Below are 14,497 nucleotides of genomic sequence, written 5' to 3' on the forward strand. Positions count from 1 at the left end.
GGTCTACCGACCAGGTCGCCTCGAGAGGGTGGGTTTTTCCTTTTAAAAAAACTGAAAATTCTGCATACGAACCAGGCCCACCGGTCCGCATCCTCTTTGCGCCAGAGAATTGACCACCCCCCACCCCGAAGGTCTGACGACGCGCCTAGTTCCGGTTGAAGTAGACCTCAAGCAGCAAATCTTTGATGTCTGCTCACCTCAACAACGGACATTCACCAAAGGGGCGGTTACGTCAGCTTTGTGCCAGGAGGAGACTCTCGCGCTGCAGCAAACGCAACACTATCTTCATTCGGCCCGGTTTCGACGCGGCGCGCCATGCAATCCTGATTGGAGAGGAACCTCGAATGCAAACGATCCTGCAAGACAGAATGGATATCGCTGACCTGATGACGGGCTGGATTCACCGCGATCTCGCTCAGTGGGACGACCTGCGCACACTGTTCCATCCGGACGGCGAGATCGAGATCACGTGGTTTGAAGGTAAGGCGAGCGACTTTGTCGATGCCTCGATGCGCATGGGCGCATCGGATCTGCGGACGAAACACCTCATCACGTCGCCGGTGGTGGCGTTCAATGGCTACAAGGCAGTGGCCGAAACCAACGTGGTGATAATTGGCGAGAACCTGAAGCTTGGTCTCGGCTGCGCGGGACACAGCCGCTTCTACGATCTCGTCGAAAAGCGCGGCGGCGTCTGGAAAATAGTCAAGCGTCAATGCATTTACGACATGGGATCGTTCACATTTCCGATCGGGATTGTCGACATCGACAAGGCAATCGTTGCCCGTTATCCCAGCGCTTATGCACCGCTTGCCTATCTGCTGGAAAAAAGCGGATTTCCGGTGCGCCGCGTCTTTGCGACGAAGGGTAGCGACCTCGAAGTACAGATGAAGAAGGGCGGGCAGGCCTGGCTCGCGCAATGATCGCGTACGACGCGATCAGAGAGCGACAGTGTGGGCACGTTTGAGCATTGGCGTGCAGTTTCATGGCTAGTTCCTTTTGCAGCGCCCCCGACTGGCAGCGGGACCACCAAACTAGCATGTCTCAGTTGGGTCATAAGCCGTCGATGACGGCCAAGCGGGGCGACTTCCGCTTCACCCTCGGAAGCTGACGTTTATGAGTACGCGCCCGAGTATGTGGTGGTTGGTACAGGTTGGTACAGGCGGACACTATGGTCGACCTTTAGCACTTGGCTTTTGTGTGCATAGGCGGACCCCAAGTTGGGGTGTACCAAGCTGTACCAATCTTGGTTTGGGCACCTAATCATCGGTTTGGTTCAGGTTTAGCCTGCGCAGGATACGGCCTTTGAGAAGGAAACAAAAATTGTTCTTGATAAGAGGGGCAAAGAGTTCTTGATTGGACGTTGACGTTCTAGTGAGCCCAAACAATACTAGGTCGACCGGAATAATCCTCGTCAAGGAGCGTCCCGATGCCTGACGTAAGGGAAAAGCAACGCGAAGCCCGCCGGAAGATCATTCGCCAATGGGCGAAGCTTCCGAAGGATAAACGGCAGTCTATGGAGGGGATTTCTGAATTCGCCAGGACCGCCGCTCAGCAGAACGAGAACGCATTCGTCCGCAGTCGTCGCGATCCGTATCAGAAGATCATGGGATGGCTATTGCCGCGTGCTCATCTCTGAACGACTGAGCCCTCTGCACATCCTTCGAAGGCGACACCGGGTTCTTCAGCTTGACCCCATGTGGCGAACGGCCCGCGCGATTTAGGGAGCAAATCACGCACCTTGTCGCAAGAAAAATTTGTTACCCTACCGGTCACTTCATGTCCGCTTCGCCCCAAAAGCGACCCGATGAATACGCACACGCGAGATGACGCGAAGGGTCAAAAACGGAAGTTGGGTCACGTCTGAGCTTGGTCCGTTCATCCCTCAACAGCGGACATGCGGCGACTGCATTGGCATGTCATTTCGGTAGAGTCGAGGATGAGCGCGGTAGCTTGGGCCATTCGGCAACGCTCCGTTTCCCATCCCACCGGGTCGCCGGAGGCGGTCGCCCGCCCCCGGCTCCCACAGAACGTGGCGTGCGGATTTCCCGCACCACGCTCTTCGGCAGTTGGTTCACAGCTTTCACTGCTATCTGTTCAAGTTTCGTTTCCATGGTCAGCTGATCTTCTCACTGAGTAGAAGGCCGTAACTCCCGTTGAATGGAGCCCATGTCGCCCAAGAACAATTCAACTACCGCTGACCGCTTCCCCATGTGGCCGGCTCTCCCGTCCTCGGAGTACTACCAGTCAGTCTGACTTCCACTCGGTCATCAGGCCTCCCTCACCTTGTCGGCTTGTCGGGCCCTACAAACTTGCGTTTGAACCGAATGGATCTCCCTTGTTCACGTTGCTTCCTTTGGTTGCATGCTGGCGGTACCGAACCCCGGGAGCACCTCAGACCGCTCGCGTTGACGCGGTCTGCGATTCCGCCTTCCCCTTTGAGCGACGGGGTCGGCTACTCCGATCACGTTCGATTTCGGGGCTATATTCCCGTTCACTTCATTCCGGCCTACAACCTCCCTGTCTACGCTTCGCAACGGCCGTTACCGGACGTCACGCAAGACTCGGTTCGCGGCTGCTCGCTAGGCTTTGCCGCGGCCGTCATTGCAGACTGCAGACTTCAACGCGCTTGCAAGGCGCAACGCTCATCGAACCGGACGTGCCCGATTAAGGCATCCGGCTCTCCGACTGGCTTCACCGTGAGGCACACGGAGAGCAAACTAACCGCACGCGGCTTCCGCGCAGTGAGTAACTCTCCTTCGCCCCTCGACACAGCAATCTCCGGCGGCGCCTGTCGATAATGGTGTTTGCAGGCTCATCGCCAATCACCACGACCTCGCCATCTTCGAAAGCGCACCAGAAGTCGGGGCCCTTTCCTCAGCCAGCATTACCCGGCTTCAACGGTCATACGACCCCGTCCGACTCCCGCCATGGCCGCCGCCTTTCGCGACGTTGAGGCCGCTACCCTCACCCTTGACGGGTCTCCCCCGATTACCCGAACCACCTTTCCGACGTGCCGTGCCCACTACCCCGGCGGATCGAGCGGGTGCGCGTGTCGATTGCTTCCCCGCTCATACAGCCTTCCCCAAATGGCAGGAGGGTCGGCATCCGCATTGTCACTTTCGAGGCCTGCTCAGGCTTCACACACGTTACGGCCCGCCGGATTGCTCAACCGCCTAAAGCGGCCTTTGTCACGAGGCTCCAGCCCTGCCAGTTACCCGGCCGAACCGCTCGTCAGCTACCAGATCAATCGACAACTCTCTGGGTGGAATCTTCCTCCACTAGTGATTCGCGCCTTCGGGGCGCACTGCCAACTGCGGACGTGCCGTCTCACACAACCGAGGCAGCTGTGGGCCTAGGCCGTGTGAAAAGCCGAAGACGCTCGACTGCGTTAGAATAAGTAGTTCATTCAAGACCGCGGGGATTTTGATCCCCGCTATTGTCTCAGACATAGTGCAACCCTCGACGTCGTTGAAGGCTCCGATCACCGTCCGGATCACGCTGCCGGCGCGCCTGAACTCACAGGCTGCGAATACCACACGACCTACAACTGCTGCATGAACTCAACCAGATTGTGCTTTTCCTCGGGAGTGAGTTTGAGTTCCAGGACCAGGTTGAAGAACTCCACCGTGTCTTCCAGTGTCAAAGCCCGGCCGTCATGGAGATACGGTGGGCTGTCCTTGATACCCCGCAGCGTGAACGCCTTAATCGGTCCATCGCCGGCTTCGTTCTTCAGGAATCGCTCGACGTGGAGGTCGTGCATCTGGTTATCGAGATAGACCGGCGCCGGATGGCAGGTGGAGCATTGCGCTTTGCCAAAGAACAATGTCTGCCCCGCGAGTTCACCGGCCGTGGCCTTCGCCGGGTCGAGCATGCCGGTGACCGTCAGTTTCGGTGCCGGCGGGAAGTCGAACATATTCTGCATCTGGGCCATGTTCGTCACCTGGATTCGGTCCAGAATGTTCATGCCTTTCTTGAGCGCGTGAATCATATCGCCATTGAAGTAAGCGGTGCGCTGCTCAAATTCGGTGAAGTCCTCGACCGAACGTAGGCTCCGCTTCGAGCCGTGAATCTGTTGATTGAACAAGCCGCGGAGACTGACGGTGTCCAGTCGAATGCGCCGCTGCTCGGGCCTGATGTCTGGAGTGATGTGGAACTGACCGCTGGTGTGACCATTCGTGTGACAATCCAGGCACGTCACTCCCAGGCTGGGCTGAGCAGTCCTTCGATCGCCGGTTGGGTTGAACTCTTCTTGAGGGAATGGCGTCACCAGCAAACGCAGGCCATCGAGCTGCACGGCTGTCAATACGTCTGCGAACAAGCGGTAATAGTTGTTGATCGAGACCACTTCGCCGCGGGAGACATCGCCCAGCTCGGGCCGGTTTTGCAGAAACATCCCCGGCGGAAACTCGGGCAAGAATGCCTCTGGAAGGTCGAACTCGACGTCGTACCGCTCCAGCCGCGGAAACATTTTGATCTGCATCTGGGGGAAGACCTGACCGCCTAGCCCGCCGCCTTGGGCGGCGTGAGGCAGTGCCTTGTAGGGGAAGATGTCTCGCTCACGAATCTCGGCCGGGCTCAACGCGGCCAGTGCTTCCCAGGTCATCCCCGCCGGCAATCTTGCTGTCGGCCCCATCGCAAGGGGTTTGCCGCGCGACATGGTGACGACCGGGGCAAGCCTCGGTTCAAGGTTGTACCGGCCTTCGAGGAGCCTGCGCTGGGTCGCCGTGACCGCCGCCTTATTGGCGACGCCAGCCCTGTAAAAGTCGTCAAACGTCATCCCAGGTCGCGTCGCGCCAAGCGGGTCGCGGTAGAAATCGAAACCGTTCATCTGTCCGCGATCTGTTTGATTAGTCAAAGCCCCCGACGATGGCACCGCATTGCTCGGGCTGAAGACGTCGGAGAGGTCGTGGGCGGTTTTCTTCTGTTCCGGCCGCTCCACTGGAGCTTCCTTGGGGGTCTGCGCCTGTGCGATAGCGTCTGGAGGCGCCTCGTTAGTGGGCGGTTGCGATCTCGCGCCCTCGGGCACGGTAAGGCTGAAAATACCCAGGATCAGACCAGCAACAGGAAGGGCTATTTTTAGGTAACGTGGCATAGCAAACCTCCTTCTCGGATGGCTTGTTGCGGTATGCCAGGTAGCATGTAAGGAATTGACAGAGCCGGAACGCTTTAAACTCGATTCTGTTCCAGTGTGCTGAAAAACATTATGGCCAGGTGAACTTCAAGACCTGCTGAGCGGCTTCATCCGTGTTGGGCAGAGCTTAGGCCAGGTCCGGTTGGGGTCAAACTCGGAAGTCGCGGGGCTCGCGGGGCACGTCCGTTCTACCCTCAACAGCAGACATCGTCCGGCCGGCCCGGCATGTCCGAAAAGTGCCATGCGCGGACATCAGCGAGTGCGATGCGTTCGCTCATTTCACGAGTTCGAAATCCGCCAGTTGCCACGTCTTGTTGAAGAACGGCTCAAGCGGACCATTCGTGAATTTGGGCATCCCAACAGCGGCGACATGCTCTAACGTACCAGCGAGTCTGCCTCGCGCTTTTGCGCGCCTATTGTCTCTCCCAGTTTCAGCAGGTCTTATTTGCAGGATCGCGCTTGTTAGGAGACTTAACAGCGCAAACGGGCGAGCGGCGACGTCCGCCGTTTCAGTTCGCGCGTTGGCTGCGCAGCGGGTTCGATTAACGACTTCGCGGAGCCAGTGGAATTACTTAGCTGCGCCGGTAGTTGTACCTGGGGCGGTATTTGTACCTGTGCGCCGCACCTCACGTCGCTCGTGCCGTCCTGCGCGTCGCTCCTGACGCCGCTCCATGCCAACGGTCTGAGCCTCAGCATCAGATACTGTCAGTACCGTAGGGGCCGCCGCGAGGCCGAACGCTGCCGCCAATCCCATCAGTGAAAGGGCCTTTCGGCGAGAGATCATTTCCGACTTGATGATTGCACTCATGTCGAACCTCCCTTGGCTAGATGAACCCTCTGCCAATGCACCCAATGCCAGAGTGCCTACATTGTTCCACATTAACAGGGGCGGTCCGGCTACCATAAGCTGCGCTGAAGGCGTTAGACATTCCAGCCCTGCCTGGCAGCGTGGAGCACCCCCGTCCTTCCATGCGTCCATGGTCGCATTTGGGTCCAAAGCTGACCTGGGCGTGTAGCGATGGATCGTCTGTTTTCTCCCCAACAACGGACATTGAAACCGCATCGGATAGCAGGGCCGAGACGGATGATGAAAGACAAGTGGCCTCGCGCGAAAGCTCTTAGGCGACTTAAAACCGTAGGGGTGACGTAACTCACAAGTGGGCTTTTCGGATTGATACCGAATTTTTTGCGTACGAAGGAGGACCACCGGTCCGCACCCTCATCGCGCTAGAGATTTGACCACCCCCCACTCGCGAAAGACGACGCTTACGGTAGGACGATTGGCGACAAGCGTCCGAACAGAAGCGAGCGTCATGCCTGGCGGGGGCCCGAACATCCAAGCGCGGGCACCCGTTTCGCCGGAGTGCCCGGCCGTGCGCCAGCGGCGATGGCACCGCCATCACCCCAGCGCGCACCGCGCGTGTCAACCATATCAACCTTGCTTTTCTGCAGCTTCGGCTACCGGGATCCCGCGGTGCGGCCCCTCCCGGACGATCCTCATCCGACGTAATCACCAGATGGCGGCAGCGGCGATATCCCGGCGGTTGGCGGGCTCACCTTTTGCCGTGCGATAATTCTAATCCGAGCGGTTCCGGGGACCTTTGGGCAAAAGCACTCCTCCATCTTGGAGCCGTATTCGCTTTCGACCCTGCTGCGAACGAACTTGTTGGGTGCTGAAAATACCAGGCAGCCATCGATGCTCTCCTCGAACTCAATGTCCCGGAACCAAGCAACATACTCGCCTGGTTTGACGCGATATTGCAATTGGACGGCGCCGGCCTTGATTGCAGCGCGCGTCAAACGGTCCGAGGCACAGACAGAAGAGGGCCGAAATGCTCGTTGAGCAGCATCGCCGCTCGCCGTCAGATCATTAGGCGTGCGACCGTCGCAGCCAGCCTCCCTTGAATGCCCCTTAGTGGATACATCACCAACATCGTGACTTTTCAGGATGGGCTGGCTCGTGGAGGTTACAGGAAACTTGTTTAAGGGAAAGGTTTGGGTGCCGTTACCGTCACCTTCAGTGTGACACGGCCGTCCCTCCGAAAGTGTCACATCTGGCACGGACTTTTGATAGCGCGATTGCTTGCGGTGCGTGACCCAGTTTTCTTCGTCCAATTGGAATCGCGACCAAATCGGCTCGTAGCTATTCCGATGAAAATACCCTCCATGCGTCTTCTTCCTAAGATACCCTTTCAAGACCAGCGCATTGATCGCACGAATTACAGTGCGGCGGCTAAGCCGCAGCAGCTTGGCGACCGTGTTTAGCGCAGGATCGCATTGGTGAGTTTTGAAATTGAAACAGTCAACGAGCACCGCAGCGACACGCTTCTCCGAGGCAGTAAGATCCCCAGCGAGATTTATGGCTTTGTGGGCAATTAATGAAGCAGACGGCTTCTTGGACATTGATCTCTCTCCTGTAGCACTCGCACGTCGAGGCAATTACAGAAAGCGGCCGATTAGAAATCTGACGCAACGGCAATTGATGTCGTCGCGGAGCCAGGCGTACACAAAGCGGCATGCTGCGGCGTTGAGATATCGAACGAGCAGTTCTGACGTCCGACAGATTGCGATCCGGGACGCGAATCATCGATGGCAGCGCTTGGAGTTCATCCAGTTCACTAGGTCGCTCTGACAATAGCGTATAACTCGGCCCATTTTTATAAACAGCGGCCCTGTTCCAGATACGCGCCAGGCTTGGAGTGTTCTTTGCGATACCGACAGGAAGCGGGCCGCGAGTTTTTCAGACAGCAGTGGAGTGAGATCGATCTGTGTCAACGTATTCATTGGAGCTCCGTGCGCTCGAGCAGTGTGACGGACAGCATGTCGGTCGAGCGCACTGAGAAGTAACAGGGCTGGAAATTCCGCTAAATAGAATCAATTTCTCGATTGGCCAGTCTGGAATTAGGTATCCCTCCGGATTGGCCAGTTTGGAAAAACTTTCGCATCCCGGCCCGCCCGAATATCATCGCCGATGGTCTTAATGCTTCGATCCGCTTTGGAGGCTAACCCGGCTATCACCAAATCCGCATTCACGAGCCTTGCTATTTCTGAGGCCGTGCCCTCGACGAGGCCAATGTATCTCGGGGATGATTGCCAGCATTCTTCGGCTCGGCGCCAAACGATCCGTCTAATCGACTCGCGCTTTTTGCTTTTCGCCAATGGACCCGCTGCTCTGCCGGAAACTGCGGCGGCGCCTGCGGTTGCGAGTGAGTTGATCTGGCTCACTCGAAACTCGCCATAGCGAAACATCGCGGTTCCAAAGTGTAGAATGTAATCGTCTATGCCTTCAAGCTTTCCGAGCTCGATGAGCGCCATCAGCAGGTCGCCTGCCAGCCGAGCTTCGGACAATCGTTCAGTAGAATGAACCACGTCGTAATACCAAAGCACCTCGTCGTCGCAGAGCCGCTTTTCAAAGACGTCCAATTCCTCCGGCATAAGGCGGGTTTTGTCCGTTGGAAGATCGTTCTGCTCCAAGATCTCCCTGAGCTCTTGGCAAACATCATTATAAATTCCCCAAGGGTCTGGGAAGTGAGGTTGGCGGTTGGCGTCGTCTGCCATCGATATGAAAGTCATTCGAGATAGAACGCCTCGCGTTTCCGTGACCAGATATTCGCGCGTGCCGGGCGTTACCTTATTGAGGGGCTCATATGAGCGAACGAGCTTCACCTCAGAAGAAGGCTTGCTCTTTTTGGGAGGTTTCATGGCGTCGTCCGGTTTGCCCGCGTGCGTCCAATTGATGCGGGTGATTCGCGCCATTGTGGGCCCGAAGCCCTAGAGTGCATGGCCGCAACGACGATTTGCCACAGAAATCGACTCCGTTCGTCTCCTACTGAGTTCGCTCATCGCTGTTTGAGAGCGGTCAAACTTTATGGAGGCTAGATCGGTGGTGAATGACACGTCACCTTCCGACCGATGGACGACTTTTTGAACAGAAATTCGGACGGGCTCGGTGAAATCGCCGGCATCCTTGCGCTCGGCCTTCTGCGTCTTAACGTCCGGAAGTCCAGTCTCATTTCGCCGGAAAATCGAGATAATCCGCTCGACTTAGAGCCCGGGTCGCACGGTCATGTCAGCGGGAACACGAGGATGTCCGGCACGTGAATGACACCGTTTTAAGCCAATTGGCCGCCCTAAAAGGCGCATCTGCCTTGGTTCTGAAGGCAAAGTGGCGGGAGCTGTTTGAGAGCGAGCCGCCGCAATATAACCGGCGGTTTCTGGAAAGCCGGCTGGCCTACCGGATCCAGGAGCTGGCCTATGGCGGGCTCGGCCGCGAGACCCTCGACCGGCTCCGCGCCATGGCCAAGCAATACGACGCCAAGAGCGCCGCGGAACGGAAGGCCCGGCCGGTTCACCGACCGATCGCCGGCACACAACTGATCAGGGATTGGCAGGGCGTCTCGCACTGTGTGACCGTCCGGATCGACGACTTCGAATATCTGGGTCGACCATACAAGTCGCTGTCGTCCGTCGCCCAGGAGATCACCGGCACCAAATGGAACGGCTGGGTGTTCTTTGGCCTAAAAAGCAATCAGGGCAAATCATGAGAACCGAGCGAGGGCGATCGCACGACCGCCATTCCGACCTCGACGGCTTTAGCCAGGAGTCGATGCAATCGTCATCATCACGCGGCTCTTCTGCTCAGCCCGTCCCAAAACTCCGGTGTGCGGTATACACCCGCAAATCGAGCGAAGAAGGCCTCGAGATGCAGTTCAACTCCCTCGATGCCCAGCGCGATGCCGGCGAGGCCTATATCGTCAGCCAGAGGGCGAAGGGCTGGACGCTTGTGCCGGACCGCTACGACGATGGCGGCATCTCCGGAGGAACAAATGACCGCCCGGCATTAAAGCGGCTGATGGCCGATATTGAGGCAGGTAAGCTGGACATTGTGGTGGTCTACAAGATGGACCGGCTGTCGCGCTCGATGCTGGGCTTCCTGCAGATGGTCGAAACGTTCGGCCAGCGCAACGCCACGGTCGTCTCCATCACAGAATCGTTCGACACCCGGACTTCAATGGGCCGCATGACCCTGAACATGCTGCTGACCTTCGCCCAATATGAGCGAGAGCAGACGGGGGACCGCATCCGCGACAAGGTAGCCGCCTCCCGCAAGAAAGGTATGTGGATGGGCGGGTGGACACCGCTCGGGTACGAGGTCCAGGATCGCAAGCTCATTATTCGCAAGGCGGATGCCGATCAGGTTCGGGCGATCTTCAAGCGTTTCCTGGTGTTGAAATCAGCAACATTCGCGGGAACTAGTCGCCAAACGGGCCACCAACCGATATGGCCACCTCCTGGACAAAGGCGTGCTGTACAAGCTCCTGAAAAACCGGGTGTACATCGGCGAAGCCGTCCACAAAGGCACGTCCTATCCGGGCGAACACCAGCCCATTATCGACCGGAAACTTTGGGACCAGGTCCATGCCATCATCAAGGCCAGCCCTCGCAAGCGGGCGGCCAGCGCCAGGGCGCAAACCCCGGCAATCCTGAAGGGGCTGCTGTTCGGTCCCGACGGTGCTGCAATGTCGCCGACCCACACCCGGAAAAGCGGCCGGCTCTATCGCTATTACATCAGCCAGAGCGTCATCAAACGGGGGACAGACGCCTGCCCGGTTCGACAGGTCCCGGCGGCCGAGATCGAGCGGATCGTCATTGAGCAGATTCGATCGTTGCTGCAGACGCCCGAGATCATCATCCAGATGTGGCGCGCGGCTCAGAAGACCAACAAGGGCGTCAGCGAGAATGACGTCCGCAGCGCCCTTGTCGAATTCGAGCCGCTCTGGGCGGAGCTATTCCCCGCCGAGCAGGCCCGCATTATTGAGCTGCTGGTCGACCGGGTCGATCTCAGCCCCACCGGAATTGACCTTCGCTTGCGGATCGAGGGACTGACCTCCCTTTGCAACGATCTTCGGAGCGCCACCACCTCGCAGAATGAGGCCGCATGACCACCCAACCGAGCCTCATCGTCGGCCGATTGGGCCGCCCCACCCTCAGCAGGGACGGGCGGACGATTTCGGTCCACATCCCCATCTCGATACGCCACCAGGGTGGCCGGAAGCAGGTCGTGACGCCGGCCGACGCAACACCTTGGACCTCGCGGGCCTCCCGTATTGACAGCACTCTGGTCAAGGCAGTCGTCCGTGCCCATCGCTGGCGGGACATGCTGGAGTCCGGCCACTACGCCACCGTTCGAGAACTGGCCAAAGCGGAAAGCATCAATGAGTCCTACCTCAGCCGCGTGCTGCGCCTGACATTGCTCGCGCCCGACATCATCCAAGGCATTCTCGAAGGGCAGCAATCAGTTGATCTCGAACTCGATGACCTACTTGAGCCTATACCCCCTGATTGGGCTCAGCAGCGCGCTCAGCTAGTCAGGAATCAGCCCTAGGCTGCAGTCGACTGCCCGTCGATAGAACCGAGCAAATGACCGTCAAACTCGGCGCTTTCGCGCGTGCGGGAGCCTACGATATTTTGAACAGGCCTTGCCGACCTTGAGAGCGATCATTGGTGAAGGTCTCGATGTGTGCCAACGAACCTGCGTTGGCAGGGGGGTCCGCGTTGTCGAACACGATAAACTGACCGTCGCTGCCCAAAGATGAGAGATGCTGGAAGAAACGCTCCTTTAAGTCCGATCGGCTAATCGTTTGCTCGTCGGGCGAGAGAGCGCCCAAGGGAGACCTGATTGGATCCCGGTATGTGATCAATGGCGTGTCGAGGATGACAAACCCTGGGTGGGGCGATTGACGCGCCTGACAATAAGTTAACAAAGCCACCTTGAACGCGGCATGGGTGATCGCGCGCACACCTTTGCCGTTATGTGTCATCGACATGATCACATTCGCCCCGCAGTGCGGTGCTTTGCCGGCAGATAAGGCGCTAACGACCAGTGTATACCATTCCTAAATGTCGCAAATGTCCGCGCCAATATTTGCAAGCCGTTTACTAAAGGTTTTGACTCAATCGGGTTGTTGCCCTTCCTTGTCCGATGGGGATTCGAACCGTTTCTAGGGCTGCGGCTGCAGATACCTTAAGTGCCGGCCTTTCAGAACCGTACCAAATTGCCGAAGTACGAAGCTTTGGAGAAAAACGGCGTCTCCAAACGTCAATCTAAGAAACCGATGCATCTCTAGTACGGCGCCACCTTAGAAGAAGGCCCGTTTTATTGGGTTTTATGGGGCTTTGGTTGCCGACGAGACAGGCACTCGAACCGACAGTGGCGGACCGAGAGGGATTCGAACGCTCAATACGGCTTGGACCTCCCTTAAGGGTGGGCTTCCTGAGATTCTCGGCTCGCGGCGACTCGGTGGCGATTCCCGAAAACCAAAAGGCCGCCCTTGCGGACGGCCTCTTAGTTTTAAGCCAATATATCAGTCACTTATTTGGTTGCGGGGATAGGATTTGAACCTATGACCTTCAGGTTATGAGCCTGACGAGCTTGACCGGGGTTTGCAAATGCTGGCTGTGCCGGCGGCCCGTTCGCAGGATTTCGGCAAAACTCGCAAGCTTCTGCGGGTTTGTTTATCGTCTGGTGATTATTCTGTTTTGCCGACTAGGTTCGCGGAATGAATGCATCTTCCCCAGAAGCAATTGCACACAGCCTGACGCCGGAGCAGCGCACTATTGTCCTGGTCGGGCCACAAAACTTCGAAGAAGCAGACGCCATACCAGAGGGCTTGTTTGATTTCGATGTTTGTTGGGACGTTGAAAACGCTAGTGAGACCTCCTTTTGGACACCCACCGAACTCGGCCGTTTGGTTCGGGACAAGCTTGAGCAACTACCGTGAGATGCGAGCGCGTAAAGCGATGAACTCGCAAGGGCGGACTGCACCAGTTTCGCATCGGAAACGACATCGCTAAGGCGCGACAAAGGCGATCGCACTCGAATGAAACCCTAAGAATCTCAACGAAGCCGACTTGTAGCCTCCCGCTCATAACGGTCTGGTTGCAGGTTCGAGTCCTGCCGGGCTCACCAGCGAAATCAATGGCTGGTCAGATTGCGGTCGCGGTGGACTCTCGCCCTAAGTATCGGGAAGTGCGTTCATCGTCAGAGCGGGCTGCGTGCATCACCCCTAACGCCGAAAATTTCGACAATCAGCTTCTTTCCTTTTTTGTTCGCCGTGGCACCCAATCGTACGATGAGTTTATAGCCGCCGTTCCATTTCGGCCTCGCCTGAGCATGATACTCGGGATGATCAACACGACATTTTCTCGATTGGCGAAAACGCAAGTGCGTGTACCTCATCGGGTCGCAGGGTGACCTGAGCGCGAGCGCTGGGGACAACTCGGACTATGATCGACGAAGACGAAGGTGAACAACACGCGGCTGCTGGAGAGATTCGGCCAATGCTGAGCATAAAGCAGGTGCTCGCCTTGATCCCATTCTCGCGGGCGACGCTTTACCGCGAAATGGAAGCCGGCCGTTTTCCCGCCGCTCACGAGATCGCACCTCGCAGAATTGCGTGGTTCAAGGATGACGTTGCCGCGTGGCAACTCGGCACCAAAAAGGGCGCTTGAGATTTCCTTCCCCCAGCCTTCCCCCAGACGATTTCAAATATAGGGCCTCTCCGCTAAGCTATTGTTTTTATTGGTCGGAGCGAGAGGATTTGAACCTCCGACCCCTAGTCTCCCAGACTAGTGCGCTAACCGGGCTGCGCCACGCTCCGATGCCGTTCCATTAGCTGCGATCAGGCCCGCGCGCAAGGCAGGCGATGGCACCGGTCGCGGGATGGCGGACGGGCGGTAACGGCGGGTTCCAGGGGAAAATCTAGCCCTTCAGGGCCTGATCCAGCAACTGCCGGCAGGCGATCAGGTCCTGCAGCACGCTTTCCAGGCGTGCGACTTCGAGCGGACGCACCTCGCCGGCGATCCCGGGAATGGGGCCGTCGTCATACGCCGCCGGCATGCCTTCCTCGTCGGTTTCGAGCAGGCGAAAATCGATGCCGTCGGTGCCGCCTTCGTAATCGTCGTCATCCAGATCGACGCCGGGCACGACATCCTCGTCCTGCTCCGCGATGCTTTGGCCGACCGCCTCTTCGATCGCGCCAAACGAGGCCACCGCCGAGCTGTCGGCCAGACGCTGGACCGAGGCGATGCCGTGCTCCTTGAGAATGCGCTGCACGCCGCGGATGGTGTAGCCCTCGCCATACAGCAGGCGGCGGATGCCCTTGAGCAGGTCGACGTCGTCGGGGCGGTAATAGCGGCGGCCGCCGCTCCGCTTCATCGGCTTGATCTGCGCGAACCTTGTCTCCCAGAACCGCAGGACGTGCTGGGGAATGTCGAGGTCATTGGCGACCTCGCTGATGGTCCGGAACGCATCCGGCGCTTTGTCCAAATGCCCGCTCCTCTTTCGATCGCCCGGCCGGACGGCCA

13 protein-coding genes, 1 tRNA gene and 2 pseudogenes are annotated in these 14,497 nt (G+C 58.0%); 9 read left to right on the plus strand and 7 right to left on the minus strand.

What is annotated here, in order from left to right:
- Positions 1 to 185: 185 nt before the first annotated feature.
- Complete coding sequence (locus B5525_RS35455) at positions 186 to 920, plus strand: nuclear transport factor 2 family protein (protein WP_197687879.1); 735 nt, start codon at positions 186 to 188, stop codon at positions 918 to 920.
- Positions 921 to 1,426: 506 nt separating this feature from the next.
- Positions 1,427 to 1,636, plus strand: a complete 210-nt coding sequence (locus tag B5525_RS35460; RefSeq protein WP_063707793.1) for a hypothetical protein — start codon at positions 1,427 to 1,429, stop codon at positions 1,634 to 1,636.
- Positions 1,637 to 3,541: 1,905 nt separating this feature from the next.
- Here B5525_RS35460 and B5525_RS35470 read toward each other — a convergent pair.
- From B5525_RS35470 to B5525_RS35485, 4 genes are all read right to left on the minus strand, one after another.
- The gene (locus tag B5525_RS35470; RefSeq protein WP_079570547.1) at positions 3,542 to 5,092 is read right to left on the minus strand and encodes a cytochrome B6; all 1,551 of its coding nucleotides are present in this window, start codon (positions 5,090 to 5,092) and stop codon (positions 3,542 to 3,544) included.
- Positions 5,093 to 6,628: 1,536 nt separating this feature from the next.
- Positions 6,629 to 7,534, minus strand: a complete 906-nt coding sequence (locus B5525_RS35475; protein ID WP_079570548.1) for a helix-turn-helix domain-containing protein — start codon at positions 7,532 to 7,534, stop codon at positions 6,629 to 6,631.
- Between the two features lie 180 nt (positions 7,535 to 7,714).
- Positions 7,715 to 7,915, minus strand: a complete 201-nt coding sequence (locus B5525_RS48055) for a helix-turn-helix domain-containing protein (protein ID WP_079570550.1) — start codon at positions 7,913 to 7,915, stop codon at positions 7,715 to 7,717.
- A 117-nt stretch (positions 7,916 to 8,032) separates the two neighbouring features.
- Positions 8,033 to 8,887 (minus strand): hypothetical protein, encoded by an 855-nt coding sequence (locus B5525_RS35485; RefSeq protein WP_079570551.1) that lies wholly within the window; start codon positions 8,885 to 8,887, stop codon positions 8,033 to 8,035.
- A 341-nt stretch (positions 8,888 to 9,228) separates the two neighbouring features.
- Between B5525_RS35485 and B5525_RS35495 the strand changes: the two genes are divergently transcribed.
- From B5525_RS35495 to B5525_RS35505, 5 genes and pseudogenes are all read left to right on the plus strand, one after another.
- Positions 9,229 to 9,675, plus strand: coding sequence for a DUF2924 domain-containing protein (locus tag B5525_RS35495; protein WP_079570554.1), 447 nt, complete (start codon positions 9,229 to 9,231; stop codon positions 9,673 to 9,675).
- A gap of 158 nt (positions 9,676 to 9,833) precedes the next feature.
- Positions 9,834 to 10,193: pseudogene (locus tag B5525_RS47645) on the plus strand (recombinase family protein); the annotation flags it as partial.
- A gap of 268 nt (positions 10,194 to 10,461) precedes the next feature.
- Positions 10,462 to 10,734, plus strand: a pseudogene (locus B5525_RS47650) (recombinase family protein); the annotation flags it as partial.
- 63 nt (positions 10,735 to 10,797) lie between these two features.
- Positions 10,798 to 11,073 (plus strand): hypothetical protein, encoded by a 276-nt coding sequence (locus tag B5525_RS47655; RefSeq protein WP_338075322.1) that lies wholly within the window; start codon positions 10,798 to 10,800, stop codon positions 11,071 to 11,073.
- Positions 11,070 to 11,516, plus strand: a complete 447-nt coding sequence (locus B5525_RS35505; protein WP_079570556.1) for a hypothetical protein — start codon at positions 11,070 to 11,072, stop codon at positions 11,514 to 11,516. Before B5525_RS47655 ends, B5525_RS35505 begins: the two co-directional genes overlap by 4 nt.
- A gap of 73 nt (positions 11,517 to 11,589) precedes the next feature.
- Here B5525_RS35505 and B5525_RS35510 read toward each other — a convergent pair whose 3' ends face one another.
- Positions 11,590 to 11,958: a hypothetical protein gene (locus tag B5525_RS35510; RefSeq protein WP_079570557.1), complete on the minus strand. Its 369-nt coding sequence runs from the start codon at positions 11,956 to 11,958 to the stop codon at positions 11,590 to 11,592.
- Between the two features lie 732 nt (positions 11,959 to 12,690).
- Between B5525_RS35510 and B5525_RS44905 the strand changes: the two genes are divergently transcribed.
- The gene (locus B5525_RS44905; protein ID WP_154073646.1) at positions 12,691 to 12,912 is read left to right on the plus strand and encodes a hypothetical protein; all 222 of its coding nucleotides are present in this window, start codon (positions 12,691 to 12,693) and stop codon (positions 12,910 to 12,912) included.
- 505 nt (positions 12,913 to 13,417) lie between these two features.
- Positions 13,418 to 13,642, plus strand: coding sequence for a helix-turn-helix transcriptional regulator (locus B5525_RS35520; protein WP_079570559.1), 225 nt, complete (start codon positions 13,418 to 13,420; stop codon positions 13,640 to 13,642).
- 71 nt (positions 13,643 to 13,713) lie between these two features.
- Here B5525_RS35520 and B5525_RS35525 read toward each other — a convergent pair.
- Together B5525_RS35525 and B5525_RS35530 are read right to left on the minus strand one after the other, a co-directional pair.
- Positions 13,714 to 13,791: transfer RNA gene (locus tag B5525_RS35525), tRNA-Pro, on the minus strand.
- A 101-nt stretch (positions 13,792 to 13,892) separates the two neighbouring features.
- A complete protein-coding gene (locus tag B5525_RS35530; RefSeq protein ID WP_079570560.1) occupies positions 13,893 to 14,459 on the minus strand; it encodes a MerR family transcriptional regulator in 567 nt (188 codons plus the stop codon).
- Between the last annotated feature and the right edge of the window lie 38 nt (positions 14,460 to 14,497).

It is taken from the genome of Bradyrhizobium erythrophlei, from assembly GCF_900129505.1.
Classification (GTDB): Bacteria; Pseudomonadota; Alphaproteobacteria; order Rhizobiales; family Xanthobacteraceae; genus Bradyrhizobium; species Bradyrhizobium erythrophlei_D.

Coding starts and splice junctions, on each gene's coding strand:
- B5525_RS35455 (WP_197687879.1), top strand. CDS start 186: ATGTCTGCTCACCTCAACAACGGACATTCACCAAAGGGGCGGTTACGT.
- B5525_RS35460 (WP_063707793.1), top strand. CDS start 1,427: ATGCCTGACGTAAGGGAAAAGCAACGCGAAGCCCGCCGGAAGATCATT.
- B5525_RS35470 (WP_079570547.1), bottom strand. CDS start 5,092: ATGCCACGTTACCTAAAAATAGCCCTTCCTGTTGCTGGTCTGATCCTG.
- B5525_RS35475 (WP_079570548.1), bottom strand. CDS start 7,534: ATGTCCAAGAAGCCGTCTGCTTCATTAATTGCCCACAAAGCCATAAAT.
- B5525_RS48055 (WP_079570550.1), bottom strand. CDS start 7,915: ATGAATACGTTGACACAGATCGATCTCACTCCACTGCTGTCTGAAAAA.
- B5525_RS35485 (WP_079570551.1), bottom strand. CDS start 8,887: ATGGCGCGAATCACCCGCATCAATTGGACGCACGCGGGCAAACCGGAC.
- B5525_RS35505 (WP_079570556.1), top strand. CDS start 11,070: ATGACCACCCAACCGAGCCTCATCGTCGGCCGATTGGGCCGCCCCACC.
- B5525_RS35510 (WP_079570557.1), bottom strand. CDS start 11,958: ATGTCGATGACACATAACGGCAAAGGTGTGCGCGCGATCACCCATGCC.
- B5525_RS44905 (WP_154073646.1), top strand. CDS start 12,691: ATGAATGCATCTTCCCCAGAAGCAATTGCACACAGCCTGACGCCGGAG.
- B5525_RS35520 (WP_079570559.1), top strand. CDS start 13,418: ATGATCGACGAAGACGAAGGTGAACAACACGCGGCTGCTGGAGAGATT.